At 67.2% G+C, this 17961-nt stretch carries 19 protein-coding genes; 5 read left to right on the forward strand and 14 right to left on the reverse strand.

From position 1 onward, the window contains the following. The first annotated feature begins 41 nt into the window (after positions 1-41). Positions 42-593 carry a MarR family winged helix-turn-helix transcriptional regulator gene (locus ACIQC0_RS00245; RefSeq protein ID WP_377217082.1) on the forward strand — a complete coding sequence of 184 codons (552 nt, stop codon included), beginning with the start codon at positions 42-44 and terminating at the stop codon, positions 591-593. A 92-nt stretch (positions 594-685) separates the two neighbouring features. On the opposite strand, the gene ACIQC0_RS00250 is transcribed toward ACIQC0_RS00245, so the two are convergent. The 7 genes from ACIQC0_RS00250 to ACIQC0_RS00280 form a co-directional block, all read right to left on the reverse strand. Next, positions 686-1126: a helix-turn-helix domain-containing protein gene (locus ACIQC0_RS00250; protein WP_400532148.1), complete on the reverse strand. Its 441-nt coding sequence runs from the start codon at positions 1124-1126 to the stop codon at positions 686-688. Positions 1127-1314: 188 nt separating this feature from the next. Further along, positions 1315-1794, reverse strand: coding sequence for a CinA family protein (locus ACIQC0_RS00255; protein WP_377217080.1), 480 nt, complete (start codon positions 1792-1794; stop codon positions 1315-1317). Beyond that, positions 1791-2450, reverse strand: coding sequence for a CDP-diacylglycerol--glycerol-3-phosphate 3-phosphatidyltransferase (gene pgsA, locus ACIQC0_RS00260; RefSeq protein WP_377217079.1), 660 nt, complete (start codon positions 2448-2450; stop codon positions 1791-1793). Before pgsA ends, ACIQC0_RS00255 begins: the two co-directional genes overlap by 4 nt. 23 nt (positions 2451-2473) lie before the next feature. Then, positions 2474-5353 (reverse strand): DNA translocase FtsK, encoded by a 2880-nt coding sequence (locus tag ACIQC0_RS00265; protein ID WP_400532150.1) that lies wholly within the window; start codon positions 5351-5353, stop codon positions 2474-2476. 132 nt (positions 5354-5485) lie between these two features. Continuing rightward, a complete protein-coding gene (locus ACIQC0_RS00270) occupies positions 5486-7177 on the reverse strand; it encodes a ribonuclease J (RefSeq protein ID WP_377217077.1) in 1692 nt (563 codons plus the stop codon). 40 nt (positions 7178-7217) lie between these two features. Then, positions 7218-8126 (reverse strand): 4-hydroxy-tetrahydrodipicolinate synthase, encoded by a 909-nt coding sequence (dapA, locus tag ACIQC0_RS00275; protein WP_377217076.1) that lies wholly within the window; start codon positions 8124-8126, stop codon positions 7218-7220. Positions 8127-8184: 58 nt separating this feature from the next. Further along, on the reverse strand, positions 8185-8526 hold the full coding sequence (locus ACIQC0_RS00280) for a hypothetical protein (RefSeq protein ID WP_400532152.1): 342 nt from the start codon (positions 8524-8526) through the stop codon (positions 8185-8187). 93 nt (positions 8527-8619) lie between these two features. Here ACIQC0_RS00280 and ACIQC0_RS00285 point away from each other — a divergent pair, with 93 nt between their 5' ends. Further along, positions 8620-9852 (forward strand): heparan-alpha-glucosaminide N-acetyltransferase domain-containing protein, encoded by a 1233-nt coding sequence (locus ACIQC0_RS00285; protein WP_377217074.1) that lies wholly within the window; start codon positions 8620-8622, stop codon positions 9850-9852. Here ACIQC0_RS00285 and ACIQC0_RS00290 read toward each other — a convergent pair. From ACIQC0_RS00290 to glp, 6 genes are read right to left on the reverse strand one after another with little or no spacing between them, the layout of a single operon-like run. Next, positions 9836-10309: a hypothetical protein gene (locus ACIQC0_RS00290; protein WP_377217073.1), complete on the reverse strand. Its 474-nt coding sequence runs from the start codon at positions 10307-10309 to the stop codon at positions 9836-9838. The genes ACIQC0_RS00285 and ACIQC0_RS00290 overlap by 17 nt on opposite strands. 4 nt (positions 10310-10313) lie before the next feature. Further along, positions 10314-11084 (reverse strand): 4-hydroxy-tetrahydrodipicolinate reductase, encoded by a 771-nt coding sequence (gene dapB, locus ACIQC0_RS00295; RefSeq protein WP_400532155.1) that lies wholly within the window; start codon positions 11082-11084, stop codon positions 10314-10316. 29 nt (positions 11085-11113) lie between these two features. Next, the gene (locus tag ACIQC0_RS00300) at positions 11114-11587 is read right to left on the reverse strand and encodes a molybdenum cofactor biosynthesis protein MoaE (protein ID WP_377217071.1); all 474 of its coding nucleotides are present in this window, start codon (positions 11585-11587) and stop codon (positions 11114-11116) included. Next, complete coding sequence (locus ACIQC0_RS00305) at positions 11577-12092, reverse strand: molybdenum cofactor biosynthesis protein B (RefSeq protein WP_400532157.1); 516 nt, start codon at positions 12090-12092, stop codon at positions 11577-11579. The genes ACIQC0_RS00300 and ACIQC0_RS00305 overlap by 11 nt, the downstream gene beginning before the upstream one ends. Then, complete coding sequence (gene moaC / locus ACIQC0_RS00310; RefSeq protein WP_377217069.1) at positions 12089-12583, reverse strand: cyclic pyranopterin monophosphate synthase MoaC; 495 nt, start codon at positions 12581-12583, stop codon at positions 12089-12091. The genes ACIQC0_RS00305 and moaC overlap by 4 nt, the downstream gene beginning before the upstream one ends. After that, complete coding sequence (glp, locus tag ACIQC0_RS00315) at positions 12571-13791, reverse strand: gephyrin-like molybdotransferase Glp (RefSeq protein WP_377217068.1); 1221 nt, start codon at positions 13789-13791, stop codon at positions 12571-12573. Before glp ends, moaC begins: the two co-directional genes overlap by 13 nt. Positions 13792-13890: 99 nt before the next feature. Here glp and moaA point away from each other — a divergent pair, with 99 nt between their 5' ends. From moaA to ACIQC0_RS00330, 3 genes are all read left to right on the forward strand, one after another. Beyond that, on the forward strand, positions 13891-15036 hold the full coding sequence (gene moaA / locus ACIQC0_RS00320; RefSeq protein WP_377217067.1) for a GTP 3',8-cyclase MoaA: 1146 nt from the start codon (positions 13891-13893) through the stop codon (positions 15034-15036). A gap of 8 nt (positions 15037-15044) precedes the next feature. Continuing rightward, positions 15045-15311, forward strand: a complete 267-nt coding sequence (locus tag ACIQC0_RS00325; RefSeq protein WP_400532158.1) for a MoaD/ThiS family protein — start codon at positions 15045-15047, stop codon at positions 15309-15311. A gap of 200 nt (positions 15312-15511) precedes the next feature. Further along, positions 15512-17338: a DUF222 domain-containing protein gene (locus ACIQC0_RS00330; RefSeq protein ID WP_400532159.1), complete on the forward strand. Its 1827-nt coding sequence runs from the start codon at positions 15512-15514 to the stop codon at positions 17336-17338. A gap of 58 nt (positions 17339-17396) precedes the next feature. On the opposite strand, the gene ACIQC0_RS00335 is transcribed toward ACIQC0_RS00330, so the two are convergent. Then, positions 17397-17882, reverse strand: a complete 486-nt coding sequence (locus ACIQC0_RS00335) for a DUF1579 family protein (RefSeq protein ID WP_377215497.1) — start codon at positions 17880-17882, stop codon at positions 17397-17399. Between the last annotated feature and the right edge of the window lie 79 nt (positions 17883-17961).

Consider the following 17961-nt stretch of genomic DNA (forward strand, 5'->3'; position numbering starts at 1 on the left):
GGTAAATCCTCTCATGACCGCGGAGCCCTAGACTTGTTGCCATGAGCAACACGCCTGATGCCCCGTCGCCGGACTCCGCACCGGGCCCCGCCACGGACGATGCGTCGGTGGATGAGGTCCTTCAAAGCGTTGAACACCAGCTGAGCCTTTTCTGGCGCCGGGCCAGGGCCATCTCCAACCAGCTGTCCCGCCAGGTACACCCGGACATGGAGCCGGCGGCTTATGGATTGCTGACAGTCATCCGCCGCGAGGGTCCGATCCGGCTGACGGACCTCGCTATGAACATCGGGGTGGGTAAGCCATCCGTCAGCCGGCAGATCGCGTTCCTCGAAAGCATCGGGCTCGTGTCCAAGGAAGCGGATCCGCAGGACGGCCGTGCGCAGTCCATCCAGCTGACGGCAAAGGGCGAAGAAAAGATGAGCCAGGTCCAGGACGCCCGAAAGCAGGTGTTCCGCGAGCGTTTGGGTTCCTGGCCTATCACGGACCTGCAGGAACTCGCCCGCTACATGGCCAAACTCAACGCAACCTACGAAGGCGACGGGTTTCCCCGCGACAGCGGCACCCCCGAAGGCGGTGGACCGGGAGCGCGCTAGAGATGCGTGCATCGGAAAACGCCAAAGCCCCCGGCAGCTGACCGTAGTCAGCCGCAGGGGGCGTCGGATACCGTCTCTGGCTGCCGGCAGCCCTAGCGGGCGCCGGACAGCAGGCCGGTAGCAAGTTCGTCGGTGAGTTCCGCGTTCAGGTCGCGGCCGTAGCGCTGGGAGAATTCCTGCGGGACGGTGTCCGGGACGGTGACGCCTTCGGCCACGGCAACGCGGTCGCTGACTTCCCGGAGCATGCTCGACAGCGGAACGTCCAGGGCCGTGCAGATCGAGGACAACAGCTCGGATGACGCTTCCTTCTGGCCTCGTTCAACTTCGCTGAGGTAACCCAGGGAGACACGGGCGCTGTGCGACACTTCACGGAGCGTACGCCCCTGACGCTGGCGGACATCGCGCAGGACATCACCGATTTCGTGACGAAGTACAACCATCTTGCGCTCCTTCTGTTCGCTCTTGCCCTGATCGGCGAGGCCCACATCCTTCCAGCGGACAACGCCGTTTACGGATACGGGCTGCTTTACCATCTGTATCGCCTTGCTCCCTCATTGGTCAGGTCCGCCGCAGCGAACCGTCGTGGTCATTTCATCCTAGGCGCCTCCCATCCCGGGAAGCGACACAATGTAATAACTAATCGGTACCGGCTTTTGTTCCCGGCTACTTAACTCCCGGTAACTTCTGCCGCCGCATCATCCGCGGCAGCCGTTGCGCGGCCTCAACGGGTGAGGGCTTCAAGCAGCCGTTCCAGCGCTGCGGCGCAGGCCTGGCCGCGGATGTCGGCGCGGCTGCCGGTGAAGGAATACTCAAAGGCCGCCGTGCCGGACGCTGCGGCGACTCCCACATACACCCGGCCGACCGGTTTTCCGTCATGTTCCTCCGGCCCCGCCACCCCGGTGGTGGCGATGCCGATATCCGCGCCGAGGGAGTCCCGGGCGCCTTCCGCCATGGCGGCCGCCACATCCGGATCCACGGACCCGGCATCGGCCAGCAGCGCGCCGGAAACGCCCAGCAGCGTCTCCTTGACGGAATTCTGGTAAGCCACCACGCCGCCCTGCAGCATACCCGAGGCGCCCGGGGTGTCCGCGAGCACCGCAGCCAGCATTCCAGCCGTCAGCGACTCGGCGGTGGCGACGGTCATGCCGGCTGAGATGGCGGTTTCCACTGCCTGCGCCGCGAGGTGGTGGAGGTTGCTCATGCCGGCTCCTGTCCCGGAACGTCGTTTCCCTTGGCTTCCTGGGCGTGCCGCTTGCCTTCGGCGCGCAGGCGAAGCGCCTGGACCACGTATTCGACGCCGGTCCACACCGTAATGGCGACGGCCGCCATCATCACGGCAAAGGCGATCCACCCCAGCCAGGGTGCGATGGCGCCCAACGGCAGGAGGTACAGGAAGATTGCGGCCGTCTGGATCACTGTCTTGAGCTTGCCACCGCGCGATGCCGGGATTACGCCGTACCGGATCACGAAGAAGCGGAGTCCGGTGATCCCCCACTCCCGGACCAGGATCACCAGCGTGGCCCACCAAGGCAATTCGCCGAGTACCGAAAGCATCACCAGGGCCGAGCCCGTCAGCAGCTTGTCGGCAATGGGGTCGGCAATCTTGCCAAAATCGGTGACGAGGTTGCGGCTCCTGGCAATGTCGCCGTCGAGCTTGTCCGTGTAAATGGCGACGGCGAACGCGGCCACCGCCGCCCAGCGCCAAGGGCCTGCCTCGCTCCTGAGCCCGGGAGCGTCAGCGATGAGGAACCAGACGAAGAAGGGCACCAGCGCGATGCGGAGCATGGTCAGGACGTTGGGAAGGTTCCAGACCCCGGCACGGCCAGGGCCGGCGGTGGTTGCATCAGTGCTAGTCACGTTTCTAGGCTACCGTCCCTGGGCTAACGCCCGGTGAGGGACCAGGCGTCTTCGGAGCCGTCGTCGTCCTCCCCGTAGCCTCCCGGCGCGGAATCGGAGCCGTCGTAATACTCGACGTTTTGCTTCCGCTGGTCCAGGTCGGCGGCCACCAGGTCTTCGGCGTAGCCGCCCTGGGCAATGTTGGCGTTGGCGTTGTCGCTGAGCGCGGCCGTTTGGGAATCGGGCGTTGCGGGCGCTTCCTGGCCCTTCATGGCGGCCAGGACGGGCGCGAGGTCGTCCGGCTTGACCAGCACGTCACGTGCCTTGGACCCTTCTGACGGGCCCACCACGCCCCGGGATTCCAGCAGGTCCATGAGCCTGCCGGCTTTGGCGAAGCCGACGCGCAGCTTGCGCTGGAGCATCGAGGTGGAGCCGAATTGCGTGGTGACCACGAGTTCCGTCGCCTGGAGCAGCACCTCGAGGTCGTCTCCGATGTCGTCGTCGATCTGCTTCTTGGGGGCCTCGGCGGCCACGTCATCGCGGTAGCTGGCCTGCAGCTGTCCCTTGACGTGTTCCACCACTTTGTGGATTTCGGACTCGGTGACCCACGCGCCCTGCACGCGCATCGCCTTGGAGGCGCCCATCGGCAGGAAGAGCGCGTCACCCTGGCCAATGAGTTTCTCGGCACCCGGCTGATCCAGCACCACGCGGGAGTCGGTGACGGAGGAGGTGGCAAAGGCCATGCGGGAGGGCACGTTGGCCTTGATGAGACCGGTCACCACGTCCACGGACGGCCGTTGGGTGGCCAGAACCAAGTGGATGCCGGCGGCGCGCGCCAGCTGGGTGATGCGGACAATCGAGTCTTCGACGTCGCGCGGAGCCACCATCATGAGGTCGGCAAGCTCGTCCACGATGACCAGCAGGTACGGGTAGGGACGGATAACGCGCTTCGAGTCCGGCGGCGGCTGCACCTTGCCGGCACGGACTGCCTTATTGAAGTCGTCGATGTGCTTGAAGCCATAATTGGCCAGGTCATCGTAGCGGGCATCCATTTCGCGGACCACCCACTGCAGCGCCTCGGCGGCCTTCTTGGGGTTGGTGATGATGGGGGTGATGAGATGCGGGACGCCTTCGTACGCGGTCAGTTCCACGCGTTTGGGGTCCACCATCACCATGCGCACTTCGTCCGGCGTTGCGCGCATCAGCAGCGAGGTGATCATGGAGTTCACGAACGATGACTTGCCCGCGCCCGTGGCGCCTGCCACGAGAAGGTGGGGCATCTTGGCCAGGTTGGCCACCACATAGCCGCCTTCGACGTCCTTGCCGACGCCCATCACCATCGGGTGGTCGGTGCGGCGGGCGTTCTGGCTCCGGAGCACGTCGCCCAGGGACACGGTTTCACGGTCCGTGTTGGGAATTTCGATGCCGATGGCCGATTTGCCCGGGATGGGGCTCAGGATCCGCACGTCGCTGGAGGCCACGGCGTAGGAGATGTTCTTGGACAGCGCGGTGACCCGCTCCACCTTCGTGCCCGGCGCGAGTTCGATCTCGTACCGCGTCACCGTCGGTCCCCGGCTGAACCCGGTGACGGTGGCGTCCACGTTGAACTGCTGGAGGGTGTCCGTCAGCGCAGCGACGACGGCATCATTGGCTTCCGTGCGTTCCTTTGGGATGGAACCGGGGGTCAGGAAGTCTGAGGCCGGCAGGGTGTATGTGACGTCGCCTGCCAGGGAAAGCTGTTCCGTCCGCTGCGGGATAGGCGTGGGCGGCGGTGCCGGGGTGACAGGGTTCGCGGGCACGTGCGGTCCGGCGGCAGGTGCCGCCCCTGCAGCGGCCATCCCCGGAGTGATCATCGGGATCGCTTCGGTGGCGTTCTCGCCGGCCGCCGCACCCGCGCCGATGCCCTGCGCGGCCTTGATCTTTTCGACGGCGATCTCCGCCTGGGTAGGCCGCCGCACGCCCGGAGCCGGCTTGGGCGGCTGGGGCTCGTCGTCGTCAATGACCGCGTGTTCAAAGGCTTCATCGCCGACGTAACCTTCCAGGCCGGCGGCGGACTCTTCGTCCTTGCCGAACATCCGGCGCCGCTTCTTCTTGGGCCGGTCAGGCTGGGGACGGTCCAGGTAGCTGCGGTCATGGCCCGCAGCCGGGTCCTGCTCCATCAGGTCGATGCCCATGAGGTGTTCGTAGGCTCCCCGGAGGCGCCGGGGGATGGCAGTGAACGGCGTGGCCGTGATGATCAGCAGGGAGACAAACGCCAGGACGCCGTAAACGGCCAGCGGTACTGCGGGGTGGATGGCGGCCAGGGGTGTCGCGGCGAGGAAACCGAGCATGCCGCCGGCTGCACGCAGGCCGTCGAAGCCCTCGGCCACTGTGGGCTGCCCGCCCAGGACGTGGGCAAGGCCGGAGCCGGCGAAAGTCATGATGAGGAAACCGATGCCTACGCGGTTGTTGCCGCGCCCGTCGGACGGCTGCCGGAAAAGCCTGAACGCGCAGACGAAAAGCATCAATGGCAGCAGGAGCGCCATCCAGCCAAAGGTTCCGTTGACCACGGCGTGAACGGCGTCCGGGAACCAGCCCGTAAGCCCCCACCAGGCGAAGGTGGCAATGAAGACCGCAAGTACCAGGTTGAAAAGTGCGGCGCCGTCGCGCCGCTCCTCGGCAGGCAGATCGCTGACGTCATGGCCGATGCGCCGGACTCCCCCACCCACGAGGTGCCCGATGCCAAGCCACGCCCCGCCAGCCACGCGCAGCAGCCATGGCTGGTGGTGTTCGACGGCGGGAAGGGCGCGGGTGCGCGATGAACCGGCCGACGTAGCGGACCGGCCGGCCTTGGAGGCGGCGCCGCGGCTTCCCGCACCGCCGGATTTGGTGGCGGAGCTGCCCCTGCCTGATCCCCTGGGCGCGGAAGTAGTACGTGTGGCCATACTGCCACGCTACCGGAAGCAGGCCCCGGTTCCCCGGATTTACTGCCGTCCCGCGCTGTTCCCCGGCACACGTTTAAGCGCCTGTGCCCCGGTTCAGGCGAACCGGGGCACAGGCATGGCAGGGTGGCTGGATCAGGCCTCGAGCACCACGGGGATGATCATCGGCTTGCGGCGCAGCTTGCGGTTGACCCAAGTGCCCACGACGCGGCGGACCACTTGCTGAAGCTGGTGCGTGGTGTGGTCTGCATGGTTGAGCACGGCCTCCTCCAGCGCTGCGTTGATCTTGGGCATGATGTCGTCGAACACGGAGTCGTCCTCCGCCACGCCACGGGCGTGGATTTCGGGACCCGAGACGACCTTGCCGGTGGCGCGGTTGATGACCGTGATGATGGAGATGAAGCCCTCATCGCCGAGCACGCGGCGGTCCTTGAGGTCGGCGTCGGTAATTTCGCCAACGCTGGAACCGTCCACATAGACGAAGCCAACTTCCACCTGGCCCACGATGTCCGCCTGGTGGTCCCGGAGGTCGATGACCGTTCCGTTGTCCGCGAGGATAACGCTCGCTTCCGGCACGCCGGACTCGATGGCGATCTTGCCGTTGGCGATGAGGTGCCGGGTTTCGCCGTGCACGGGCATCGCGTTCAGCGGCTCGAGGATGTTGTAGCAGTACAGCAGTTCGCCGGCAGCAGCGTGCCCGGAAACGTGCACCTTGGCGTTGCCCTTGTGGATGACGTCTGCGCCAAGCTTCAGCAGGCCGTTGATGATCCGGAAGACGGCGTTTTCGTTGCCGGGGATGAGGCTGGAGGCCAGGATCACGGTGTCGCCGTCACCCACCACCACCCGGTGGTCGCCGTTTGCCATGCGGGACAGCGCGGCCATTGGTTCGCCCTGGGAACCGGTGGACATGAGCACCACGCGGTTGTCCGGGAGGTTGTCGATGTTCTTGATATCGACGATCAGCCCGGCCGGAACGTCCAAGTAGCCGAGCTTCTCGGCGATCGCCATGTTCCGCACCATGGAGCGGCCTACGAAAGCCACTTTGCGGTTGTGCTTGGCGGCGGCATCCAGCACCTGCTGGACGCGGTGCACGTGCGAGGAGAAGGACGCCACGATGATGCGCTTGGTGGCCTGGCCGAACATCCGTTCCAGTGTGGGGCCGATTTCCTTCTCGGCCGTGGTGAAGCCGGGGACGTCCGCGTTGGTGGAGTCGGACATGAACAGGTCCACGCCTTCTTCGCCGAGCTTGGCGAAGTGGCGGAGGTCGGTGATGCGCCCGTCCAGCGGCAGCTGGTCCATCTTGAAGTCGCCGGTGTGCAGCACGGTGCCGCCGGCGGTCCGGATGAACACGGCCAGGGCGTCGGGGATGGAGTGGTTGACGGCCACGAACTCGCATTCGAACGGACCGAACTTCTCCACCTGCCCCTCTTCCACGGTCAGCGTGTAGGGACGGATGCGGTGCTCCTGCAGCTTGGCCTCGATCAGGGCGAGCGTCAGCTGCGATCCGACCAGGGGAATGTCGTTGCGCAGCCGCAGCAGGTACGGCACAGCGCCGATGTGGTCCTCATGGCCGTGCGTCAGCACAACGGCCACCACGTCATCGAGGCGATCCTCGATGTAGGAGAAGTCCGGGAGGATCAGGTCAACGCCCGGCTGGGTCTCTTCCGGAAAGAGGACGCCGCAGTCAACGATCAGCAGCTTGCCATCGATTTCGAAGACGGCCATGTTCCGGCCGATCTCCCCCAGCCCGCCCAGCGGGACAATCCGGAGCGTGCCCTGCGGGAGGCGGGGCGGGGTGACAAGGCCGGTAAGGGCGGTTTGGGTCATATTGCACTACTTTCCAGGCGGAAGGTGCCGGGCTTCACCGTCAGGAGAAGACCAGCCCTGCTTCCGCCAAATCCCCGCGGATGGTTTCGATCTCGGTTTCGTCCGGCTCCACGAGGGGCAAACGGACAATCGAGTTGGGCAGGACTCCCTGCCATTTAAGAATCTGTTTGGCGGCTACGGCGCCCTGGACCCGGCTCATGGTGGCGCGGACCACGGGCTGGAGTTCGAAGTTGATCTTCCGGGCCGTGGAGAGGTCGTTGGCATTGACCGCGTCGATGAGCTCGCGGAACCGGCGGGTGGCCACATGGGTGGTCACGCCGACCAGGCCGACGGCGCCCAGGGCCATCCACGGCAGGGTGAGCCCGTCATCTCCCGAGTAGAACAAGAGGTCCGTCTCGGCCATGACGCGGGTAGCGGCGACGAGGTCCGCCTTCGCATCCTTGACTGCCACGATGTTGGGGTGCTGGGCCAGCCGGATCATGGTGTCCGGCTCGATGGGAATCGAGGAGCGGCCCGGGATGTCATACAGCATGACGGGTACGTCCACGGCCGAGGAGATGGTTTCGAAGTGCGCCCGCAGGCCAGCCTGGCTGGGCTTGTTGTAATACGGGGTGACCAGGAGAAGGCCATCGACGCCGAGCTTCGCCGCCTCCTGCGACAGGTGCACGGAGTGGGCGGTGTCATTGGTGCCGGTACCGGCAATGATGGCCGCGCGTCCGCCGACGGCTTCCTTGACCGCCCGGAACATGCCGAGGTTTTCCTCGTCCGTGAGGGTGGAGGTTTCGCCGGTGGTGCCGGTGACCACCAGTCCGTCGCAGCCGTCATCCACGAGCTTAGTGGCGAGCGCTGCGGCCTGGTCGTAATCCACGGCGCCGTCCTTGGTGAACGGGGTAACCATGGCGGTCAGGAGCGTGCCAAGGGCAGGGATGTGCGCGGAATTGTCAGCCATGGAAAAAACGTTACCCTGTCCCGCACTGGTTAGGACAATGCCGCGGCCGTGATGAAGATCAAATTGCGCTGTCCGGAGCGGACGGCGCTCCGCAGTAGCGGCGGACAGCCGCCTCCCGCAACTCCCCCGCCCAGGCCTCGAGCCGCTGGGCTGCCCGCACATAGTGGAACAGCTCCACCGGAGTGAGGGCGTCCAGATCCGCTTCCGCGATTCGGCGGGCCAGCTCGGCCCCCACGGGCTGTGCGGAAAGAGTGACCCCTTCACGCTCCCACTGCTCGTCCTCGGGCGGCCGGCCGGCAACCAACTGGCGAAACAGGTAGTCCACCACCCCTGGACTCATGGCCTTCATCACCCCGGCACGGGAGTCCGGGGCGGCAGGTACATCGGGTGACGTTTGCATGAGGCCACTTTATTCGAACATATCTTCGAATACAACACCTCTTTTGACGGCCATGACAGGCGGCTTCCCGGCCCCGTGTGAGAGCATCGGCTCATGACCCCCCGCACCCAGGCACGGAGTTCTGCCGCCAGCAACCGGGCGGGCTCCGGGCGCCTGTACGGGATCGATGCCGCGCGCGGGCTTGCCCTGTTGGGCATGATGGCCACCCACCTGCTGCCCACGTTCGAATCCAATGCCGAGCTGACACCCACCTGGGTGGGGTTGGTGTTTTCCGGCCGGGCTTCGGCCCTGTTCGCCGTTTTGGCCGGCGTGGGCCTGGCACTGTCCACAGGGAAGCATCGGCCCCTAGCCGGCCCCGAACTCTGGGGAGCCCGCCGCGGCATAGCGCTCCGCGCGCTGGTGATTGCCGCCGTCGGACTTTCCCTGGGCGGGCTGGAAGTCAACGTGGCCATCATCCTGGTGCACTACGCCGTGCTGTTCCTGTGTGTCCTGCCGTTCCTCGGAATGGAGCTCAAGCGCCTGTGCGCGTGGACGGGCGGCTGGATCGTAGCGTCCCCGGTGCTTGCCTACCTGCTCCGGCCCTGGTTCCTTGCCCCGGAACCTCCACTGAAGCTGGGCCACAATCCGTCATGGGAGGACGTGTCCACCCCGTCCCGGCTCCTCGGCGACATCTTCTTCACTGGGTACTACCCCGCCTTCCAATGGCTGTCCTACTTCCTGGTGGGACTCGTCGTCGGCAGGCTTGTCCTGGACCGTGCAATGGTGCCAGTGGTGCTGCTGGTGGGCGGGCTGATCGTTGCCCTGCCCGCCAAGTGGCTGGGCACTGCCGCGATGCAGGACTGGGGCGGCCTGGCGGCGCTGGAAAACGTGATCAACTCCCCCGGCTATCCACTGGAGAACATCCTGCAGGTGAACCTGACCGGCATCCCGCAGGAGGATTCGTGGTGGTGGCTGGCTTCTGCGGCCCCGCACTCGGGCACCACCCTGGACCTACTGCACACCGCGGGAACTGCACTGGCCGTGATCGGGGCCTTCCTCCTGCTGGAACGACTGGCCGCATGGGTGAACCTGGACCTGCTGCTGCCGCTGCGGGGTGCCGGCGCGATGACCCTGACCCTGTATTCCGCACACGTCTGGGCGATGTCCGGCCTTTACGGCGAGCCGGTCCCCAGAGGGTGGACCGAGGAAGGCCTGTTCTTCGTCCAGGGAGCCATTGTCGTGGCGGTTGGCGTGGTGTTCGCAGTGCTGCAGCGCCGTGGTCCACTGGAGTGGGTGGCGCACTCCGCCGCCCGGTTGGGTCGGGGAAAGGTCAACGCGCGGCGCTAAAGAGCCGCCCGGCGTCGCGCATTGCCGCCCGCGCACGCTTCCGGTCCCCAGCAGCGTCGTAGGCGCAGCTGAGGCGGAACCAGGAACGCCAGTCGTCCGGTGCGGCTTCGGTCTCGGCCCGGTACTTCTCGAACTCGGCGTCGGCGGCGGCCCGGACGATCCGCCCGGCAGGAGTGCGGGGAAGCTCATCGACCGGCAGTCCGCCCTCGGCCTCGAGGATCTTGGCCATCTTTTCCGTGCGGGCGCCGAACATCAGCTCGCGGATCAACGCCCAGGCGCCGATGGCCGGCAGCACCAGGTAGGCGGCGCCGATGGCCTTCGCCGTCACGTTGGGGTCTGCCAGGAGCAGCACCGAACGCTGGAACGACACCACGAGGTAGAAGACCAGCAGCAGTGTCACCGCGCCCACCCAGATCTTGGTGCGGTTCTTCCGGAAGGCGTCCATCACGGCCGGCATGCCGCTAGAGTCCCAGGTCAAGGTAGCCGTCCAGGCCTACGGTGAGGCCGGGGTGGGCTGCCACCTGACGGACGCCCAGCAGGACGCCAGGCATGAACGAGGCGCGGTCATAGGAATCGTGGCGGAAGGTCAGCTGTTCGCCGGGACCTCCCAACAGCACTTCCTGGTGCGCCACCAGGCCGCGCAGCCGCACGCTGTGCACACGGACGCCGTCCACGTCACAGCCGCGGGCACCGGCGAGTTCGCTGGTGGTGGCGTCGGGGCTTGGCGCAACCTGCGCCGCCGCGCGCTCTGCGGCGATGAGCTGGGCGGTGCGGACGGCGGTGCCGGACGGCGCGTCCACCTTGTCCGGATGGTGCAGCTCGATGATTTCGACTGATTCGAAGTACTTCGAGGCCTTCGCCGCGAACGCCGACGCCAGCACCGAGCCGAGAGCAAAGTTGGGGGCGATCAGTACGCCGGTGCCGGGGTGTCCTGCCAGCAGGTCCTTGAGGGCGGAGAGCCGCGCTGCGTCCCAGCCCGTGGTGCCGACAACGGCATGGATACCGTGTTCGACGGCGAATCGGACGTTAGCCTCGGTGCTTTCCGGCACGGTCAGGTCAACCAGGAACTGGGCACCGGCTTCCGTGACGCGCTCCAGTGAGTCGCCCCGGCCCAAGGCTGCGACAAGTTCCATGTCGGGTGCGGCCTCGACTGCCTTGACGGCTTCGGCGCCCATGCGGCCATTGGCGCCCAGCACGGCGACACGGAGGAGGGCAGGGTTTTCTTCGGTCATGCCGTTAACCCTACCGGCGGAAGCGGGAGTCAGCCGCCGGCGCCGACCCACTCCACGGTGCCATCCGTAAAGAACTGTTCCTTCCAGATGGGCACCTGCTCCTTGATCCGGTCCACCAGTTCAGAACACACGGCGAAGGCCTGTCCGCGATGGGCGGCAGAGACTGCGCAGACAAGGGCAGGATCGCCGATTTCCAGCATGCCGATCCGGTGTGCGGCCCAGATGCGGACCGGTTGGGCAGGAGCCTGGCTGGAGGCCTCACCTTCCGTCTGCTCGGCAACCAGCCGGGCAACGACGTCGGCCATCACCTGGTGCGCCGTGGGGTGCGCACTGTAACTCAGCCGCTCAACCTGCTTGCCGCCGTCGTGATTCCGCACCACGCCGCTGAAGCTCACCACGGCCCCGGCCGTTTCGCTTTCGACGGCCGCGATTGCCTGGTCCACCGAGATCGGGTCCGCGCTGAGGACGGCGTGGACCACCTCGAATGCCTGGTCAGTGCCCATGTACGCCTTCCAACTGGTCGCAGAGGTGCCCGATCACCGGGTCCAGGACGGTCAGCCCGTCCATGACGCCCTTGGGTGATCCGGGCAGATTAACAATAAAGGTGCTCCCGGCGGCGCCCGCGTATCCGCGGCTCAGCGCAGCAAGCGGTGTCTTGGCGGCGCCCGCGCGGCGGATCGCCTCCATGATGCCGGGAATTTCCCGGTCGAGGAGCGGCAGGGTCACTTCGGGCGTGCGGTCGTCCGGGTTCAGTCCGGTGCCGCCGCTGGTGATGACGACGGCGGGACGCTGGGTGAGCAGGGCCCGCACCGCGGCGCCCACCGGGTCACCGTCCGGGACCACCATGGCCGGGAAAACGTCGAAGCCGTGCTCGGTGAGCCAGTCGGTGATCACGGGGCCGGTTTCGTCGTCATACAGTCCGGCCGCTGCGCGTGTTGAGGCAATGACCACCCCGGCTTTCCTGCCCTGGACGTCGCCGTGGCGGTGGGGTTCGGGGGAGGTGCTCACAGGGTCCAGTCTCCGCTCTTGCCGCCACTCTTTGCCAGGACTTTGATGTCCGTCAGGACGGCGTGCTTATCGACGGCCTTAATCATGTCGTAGACGCTGAGCGCGGCCACTGAGGCTGCCGTCAGTGCCTCCATTTCGACACCGGTGACGCCCCGGGTCTTGACCGTGGCGACGATCGTGACGGCCTCGGCGTGCAGCGAGAAGTCCACCGTGACCTTGCTCAGCGGGAGCGGGTGGCACAACGGGACCAGCTCGGGGGTCTTCTTGGCGGCCATGATCCCGGCAACCCGTGCGACGGCGAGGGCGTCGCCCTTGGGGAGTCCGCCGGAGCCCAACAGCCCCATGACTTCCCCGGTGGTCCGGACGGTGGCGGTGGCCGTGGCCTCGCGGGTGGTCTCTGGTTTGGCGGAAACGTCCACCATCTGGGCGCTGCCATCCTGGCGCAGGTGCGTCAGGGCCGGCGGGGTCTGTTCTTCATTCACAGTGTCCATACTTCCACTTCGTCCCCGGCGTTTAGAGCCGATTGTCCTTCCGGGACGTGGACCAGGGCGTTGGACCCTGCCAGCGCGTGCATCAGGTGCGAACCGGGTCCGCCCTGGAGTTCCACCGTTCCGTCCGGGTGCAGTGTGCCGCGCCGGACCTGGTGCTTGTGGGCCGGCGATTCGAGCGGGTGCCGCAGGCGCGCACGGACCCGCGGCCGGGGCGCTGGGGCACCCAGGAGTTCTGTCAGGGCCGGCCGGAGGAACATCTCGAAGGACACCAGGCAGCTCACCGGGTTTCCGGGGAAGCCAAGGAACGGCACGCCATTAACGGTGCCGATCCCCTGCGGGCCGCCCGGTTGCATGGCGACCGGCAGGAAATCCACCGGCTGGTCCGCCAGTGCCTGCCGCACCACTTCGTAGGCGCCCTTGCTCACCCCTCCGGTGGTCACGATGAGATCGGCGCCGGCTGCTTCGGGACGGAGCAGTTCCAGCAGCTCCGCCGGGTTGTCCGTTGCAATGCCGGCACGGCGCACCCGGAGTCCGGCCTGGACCATGGCCGCTTCGAGGAGGGTGCCGTTGGCGTCGTAGATCTTGCCCTCGGGCAGTTCCTGTCCCGGCGCCACCACTTCATCGCCTGTCGTAACCAGGAGAACCGTCACCGTTCGATAGACGGTCACCTCGGGCAGGCCGAGGGCCGCGAGCAGCCCCAGCTGGGCCGGTCCCAGGAAGGAGCCGGCGGGCAGGGCAACGTCCCCTTCCCGAAGGTCGCTGCCCACCGCGCGGACATAGGCTCCGGCGTCCGTGGCCGGCAGCATCACCACCGGTTCCTCGTCCGCGGCCAGGAACCGGTCCGGCACCGCCTTTTCAATAGGCACGACGGCGTCTGCCCCCGCCGGGATCATGGCACCGGTCATGATGGGTGCCGCTGTCCCCGATGCCAGCGCTGGCGGCGTCGCGCCCGCTGGAACCGGGGCCGAGACGCGGAGCCGGGAGCCGTCGTCGTGCGTTGCTCTTTGCGTATCCGGGGAGCGGACCGCATAGCCGTCCATCTGCGAATTTGCGAACGGCGGAAGGCTGACCGGCGCGATAACTGGATGCGGCAGGCCCCTGCCCAAGGCCTGGACCAGGGGCAGCACCTCGGTGCGGCTGGACGAGCGGAGGTCCACAAGCAGCGCGACGACCGCGGCACGGTGGGCAGCGATGGTTCGGGGAGTCATGCGGGCGCCTTCGGTTGCGGGCTGTGGACAGGGTCCACTCTAGCCAGCGCTGCCCGCGTCATGTGTGATGGGCCACCCAACGTGGCGTAGCCTGAAACCATGACTGTCCAGTTAGGCATCCCGCAGCCCCGGGAGGAAGGTTCACGGCCGGCGCTGCCGGAACCGGCCCCCAGGCCTGGTGACGCTCCGGACGGCCTGGCGGACCGCTATGGCCGCCGTGCCACGGACATGCGGCTGTCCCTCACCGACAAATGCAATCTGCGCTGCACCTACTGCATGCCTGCCGAGGGCCTCGAATGGCTGGCCAAGCAGGCGGTGATGTCGGCGGAGGAAATCGTCCGGATCGTGCGGATCGGCGTGGAGCATCTCGGCGTGCGCGAACTGCGCCTGACCGGCGGGGAACCGCTGGTGCGCCACGACCTCGTAGACATCATTGCCGCGCTGCGCCGCAACCATCCTGCGCTCCCCATTTCCATGACCACCAACGGTGTCGGGCTGGCGAAGAAGGCCGCAGCGCTCAAGGCGGCCGGACTGACGCGGATCAATGTGTCGCTCGATTCATTGCACGAAGAGACCTTCACCCAACTGACCAGGCGGCCTTTCCTGGACCAGGTGCTTGCGGGGGTGGACGCCGCATGGGCCGCCGGGCTCGGGCCCGTCAAGCTGAACGCGGTGCTGATGCGCGGAATCAATGACGCCGAAGCTCCCTCCCTGCTCGCGTGGGCGCTGGACCGCGGCTACGAGCTTCGCTTCATCGAGCAGATGCCGCTGGACGCCGACCACGGCTGGACCCGCCGCAACATGATCACCGCCGCCGAGATCCGCACTCTTCTGTCCCGGGACTACGTCCTTAGTCCTGATCCACGCTCCCGCGATGGGGCACCCGCCGAACGCTTTGAGGTACGACGGCGGGCGGCGGCTTCCGGGTGTTCCGGTGACGCGGGGGCCGCCTTGGGTCCCGTGTTGGGGACCGTGGGGATCATCGCTTCCGTGACCGAGCCGTTCTGCGCCGATTGCCGCCGGACCCGGATCACAGCCGAGGGGAAGATTATGAGCTGCCTGTTCTCCCGTGAAGAGTTCGACCTCTTGGGGCTGCTTCGTTCCGGCGCCGACGACGCCGCACTGGCACGGCGCTGGCAGGACGCGATGTGGCTCAAGCCCAAGGCCCACGGCATGGACCACGTGGGACTGGACGCTCCGGACTTCGTCCAGCCGGACCGCAGCATGAGTGCCATCGGGGGCTGATCAACCGCATGAACGTACGTTATTTCGCTGCCGCGCGCGCCGCTGCAGGGCTGGAAGAAGAACGCTTCGACCTTCCTGCCGGATCCACAGTGGCCGATCTCCTTGACGCAATCCTGGCCGTCGAACGCGCCACGCCGCCGGCCGGGACGCCGCCTCTCCCTCGAATCCTGGCCCGCAGCAGCTTCCTGCGCAATGAAGTTGCCGTGCGGGATCACAGCACCGCTTTGGGGGCGGACGACGTCGTTGACGTGCTGCCTCCTTTCGCCGGCGGGTAACGGCCCGGGCGGCGGTAACGGCCCGCTCCGGGGGAACGCGCGCTCCGGGGTAACGGCGCGCTTCCAGTCCGCTTCGGCCTATGTTCCGGGACCGGTCGCCTATGTCTTGGGATTCGGACGCATGGCCCTTCGATCCTGCGGACAGGTTTTTCCGTGATGCTCCGGCTCAAATTGTCGGACCGGGGTTGGATGATGTGGGTATGGGTTTTGGTGGGGGTGTCGGGGCGGCGGTGGAGGCGGTTGGGGGCTCCGCCGCGCGCCTGGATGCCCTGGTCCGGCAGGCCGCCGAACACGCGGAACCCGGTCCCGCTGGCCCGGATGACGCGGCTCCTTCTACCGGCGAAGCGAATACTGCCGGTGGGGTGCGGGATTGGTGGGCTGATCCGATGCGGGTCGAGGCCGACGCCCTGTTGGAGGTGATGGCCGAAGCGGCCCGGCTTGAGGCGAAGGCGGCGGCGTTGAAGGCCCGGGCTGCTGCCCGGTTCGCGGAGCTCGAAACGGCTCTCGCCCCGCCGGCGGTGAAGGCTGCCGGGATGCTCGAGGTGTCCATCCGGGCCGAGATCGGGTGCCTGCTGCGGATCAGTGACGGCGCCGCGGCCCTGTTTCTGGCCCACGCCCGGGCCCTGTGCACGGATCTGCCGTTGGCGTTGGGTGCGTTGGAGGCGGGGGCGATCTCCTGGCGCCACGCGGTCATCGCGTGCGATGAAACCACCGGCCTCACCCCTGCCGGGACCACAGCCCTCGAAACCCACTTCCTCACCCCAACACCGTCGCTTCCCGACGAGGCCGCTGGCCCCGCTGAGGCCGCCGGCGCCGATGATTCTGCTGATCCTGCCGGCCTTGATGTTGGTCCTGGTGGGGTGTGGTCGTGTGTTGCGGGGGATCTGACGCCGGGGAGGTTCCGGTCCCGGGTTCGGGCCTGGCGTGAACGCCATCACCCGGAGACGCTGGAGCAGCGGCATGTGAAGGGTGTCGCGGACCGCCGGATCGAATGCTCGGCGGACCGGGACGGGATGTCCTGGTTCAGCGCCTACCTGCCCGCGCACCAGGCCGAAGCGATCTGGAACCGGACCACCGCGATCGCCCGCGCCCTCCAAGGCCCCACCGAATCCCGGACCCTCACCCAACTCCGGACCGACATCTTCGCCACCGCCCTCCTCACCAACACCACCGAGGTCAAAACGGGGGCCGCCGCCTCAGCCAGGGGCCATGACGCCAAGACCGAGAATGATGCCGACGCCCGTGCTGCCGCTGATACCGGTGCTGACCTAGCCGGGCCGGCCGGTGAGGGGCTGGCCGGTAACGGTGCGTTGGCGCGGGTGCCGGTCCCGCGGGCGCAGGTCCTGGTGACCGTGCCGGTGTTCGCGCTCCTCGGGCTCACGGACGAACCGGCAGAGCTGGACGGATACGGGCCCGTCCCCGCCTCCATGGCAAGGGAAATCCTGGCCGACGGGGCGGACTCGTTCTACCGGGTCCTCATCGATCCCCGCGACGGGGCGCCGTTGGAGATCGGCCGCAGCAGCTACCGCATCCCGCAGGCCATGCGGAACTGGCTCCGGCTCCGCGACACCAAATGCCCGTTCCCGGGCTGCACCAACCACTCCCTCGACAACGACGCCGACCACCTCACTGCCTGGCACCACGGCGGCACCACCGGCATCAGCAACCTCGCCCAGCCCTGCCCCAAACACCACCGGCTCAAACACGCCAGCACCTGGACCCCCACCCCGGCAACCAAAACCACACCACCAGGCTGGACCTCACCGACCGGACGCCACTACAACAACGAACCCCACCCCTGGCACCGACCCCACCTACCCACCAACCTGCCCACCACCGCGGTGCCCATCAACGCCGCACCCACTAACACCGTGCCCATCAACGCTGGCTTCATCGACGACCACGACCTCCACCCGGCACACCCCGCCTGGGACACCTACCCCTACCCCTACCACTACCCCGACACACTCCCCGAAGACCCCATGGCATGGTTGTTTGAGCGGATGCCTGAACCCGCGGGAACCTAGGGTTTCGCCCGGTCCGTGCCAGCGCGCTGTTGGTCGGCCGCAGCCGGGCCAGGGTGCGTCAATCAGCCACGCGTCGGTAGCGCGACGTCATCAGGGGTCGGTAACCGCCGCCTTCCGGCAGGGCTGACGCTGCTCCCGAGCGGATTTCCGCAACATGGGTCAACAGGTCGCCGTCCACGCTGAGCGTGTGCCGGGTCGAGCCGCCGTCGCTGCGCCGTTCCACCCGGAGGACACCGTCGTGGACCACGCACCTGGTGGGCCCGTCCGGCACCGGACCGGCAGTGTCCACGTAGTACCAGAGGACGTCCTGATGCTGGGGATCCAGGGTAAAGATGCCGTGTCCTTCATAGTGGCTGCCGTCGGCCTCGGTATGCCGGTACGTCTGCACTACTGCGAAGCCGCCGGCCAGCCGTCGGTATGTCAGCTCGGCATCAACAGTGCGCGCGGGTCCCCAGGGGCCGGCGGGGATATCGGTGCTCCCTCGCCAGTGCCCCAGGAGGCTGGCCAATGCCGTGGACGGGTGGTCCGAACGGGCTGGGATCACGGTGTGCTCCGCCTTTTCTGGCAACTCGCGGGAATGAACCCATCCTATGCCCGGCGGTACCCTACGTCCTTAGTTACCT

The sequence above is a fragment of the Pseudarthrobacter sp. NPDC092419 genome, from assembly GCF_044755045.1.
Classification (GTDB): Bacteria; Actinomycetota; Actinomycetes; order Actinomycetales; family Micrococcaceae; genus Arthrobacter.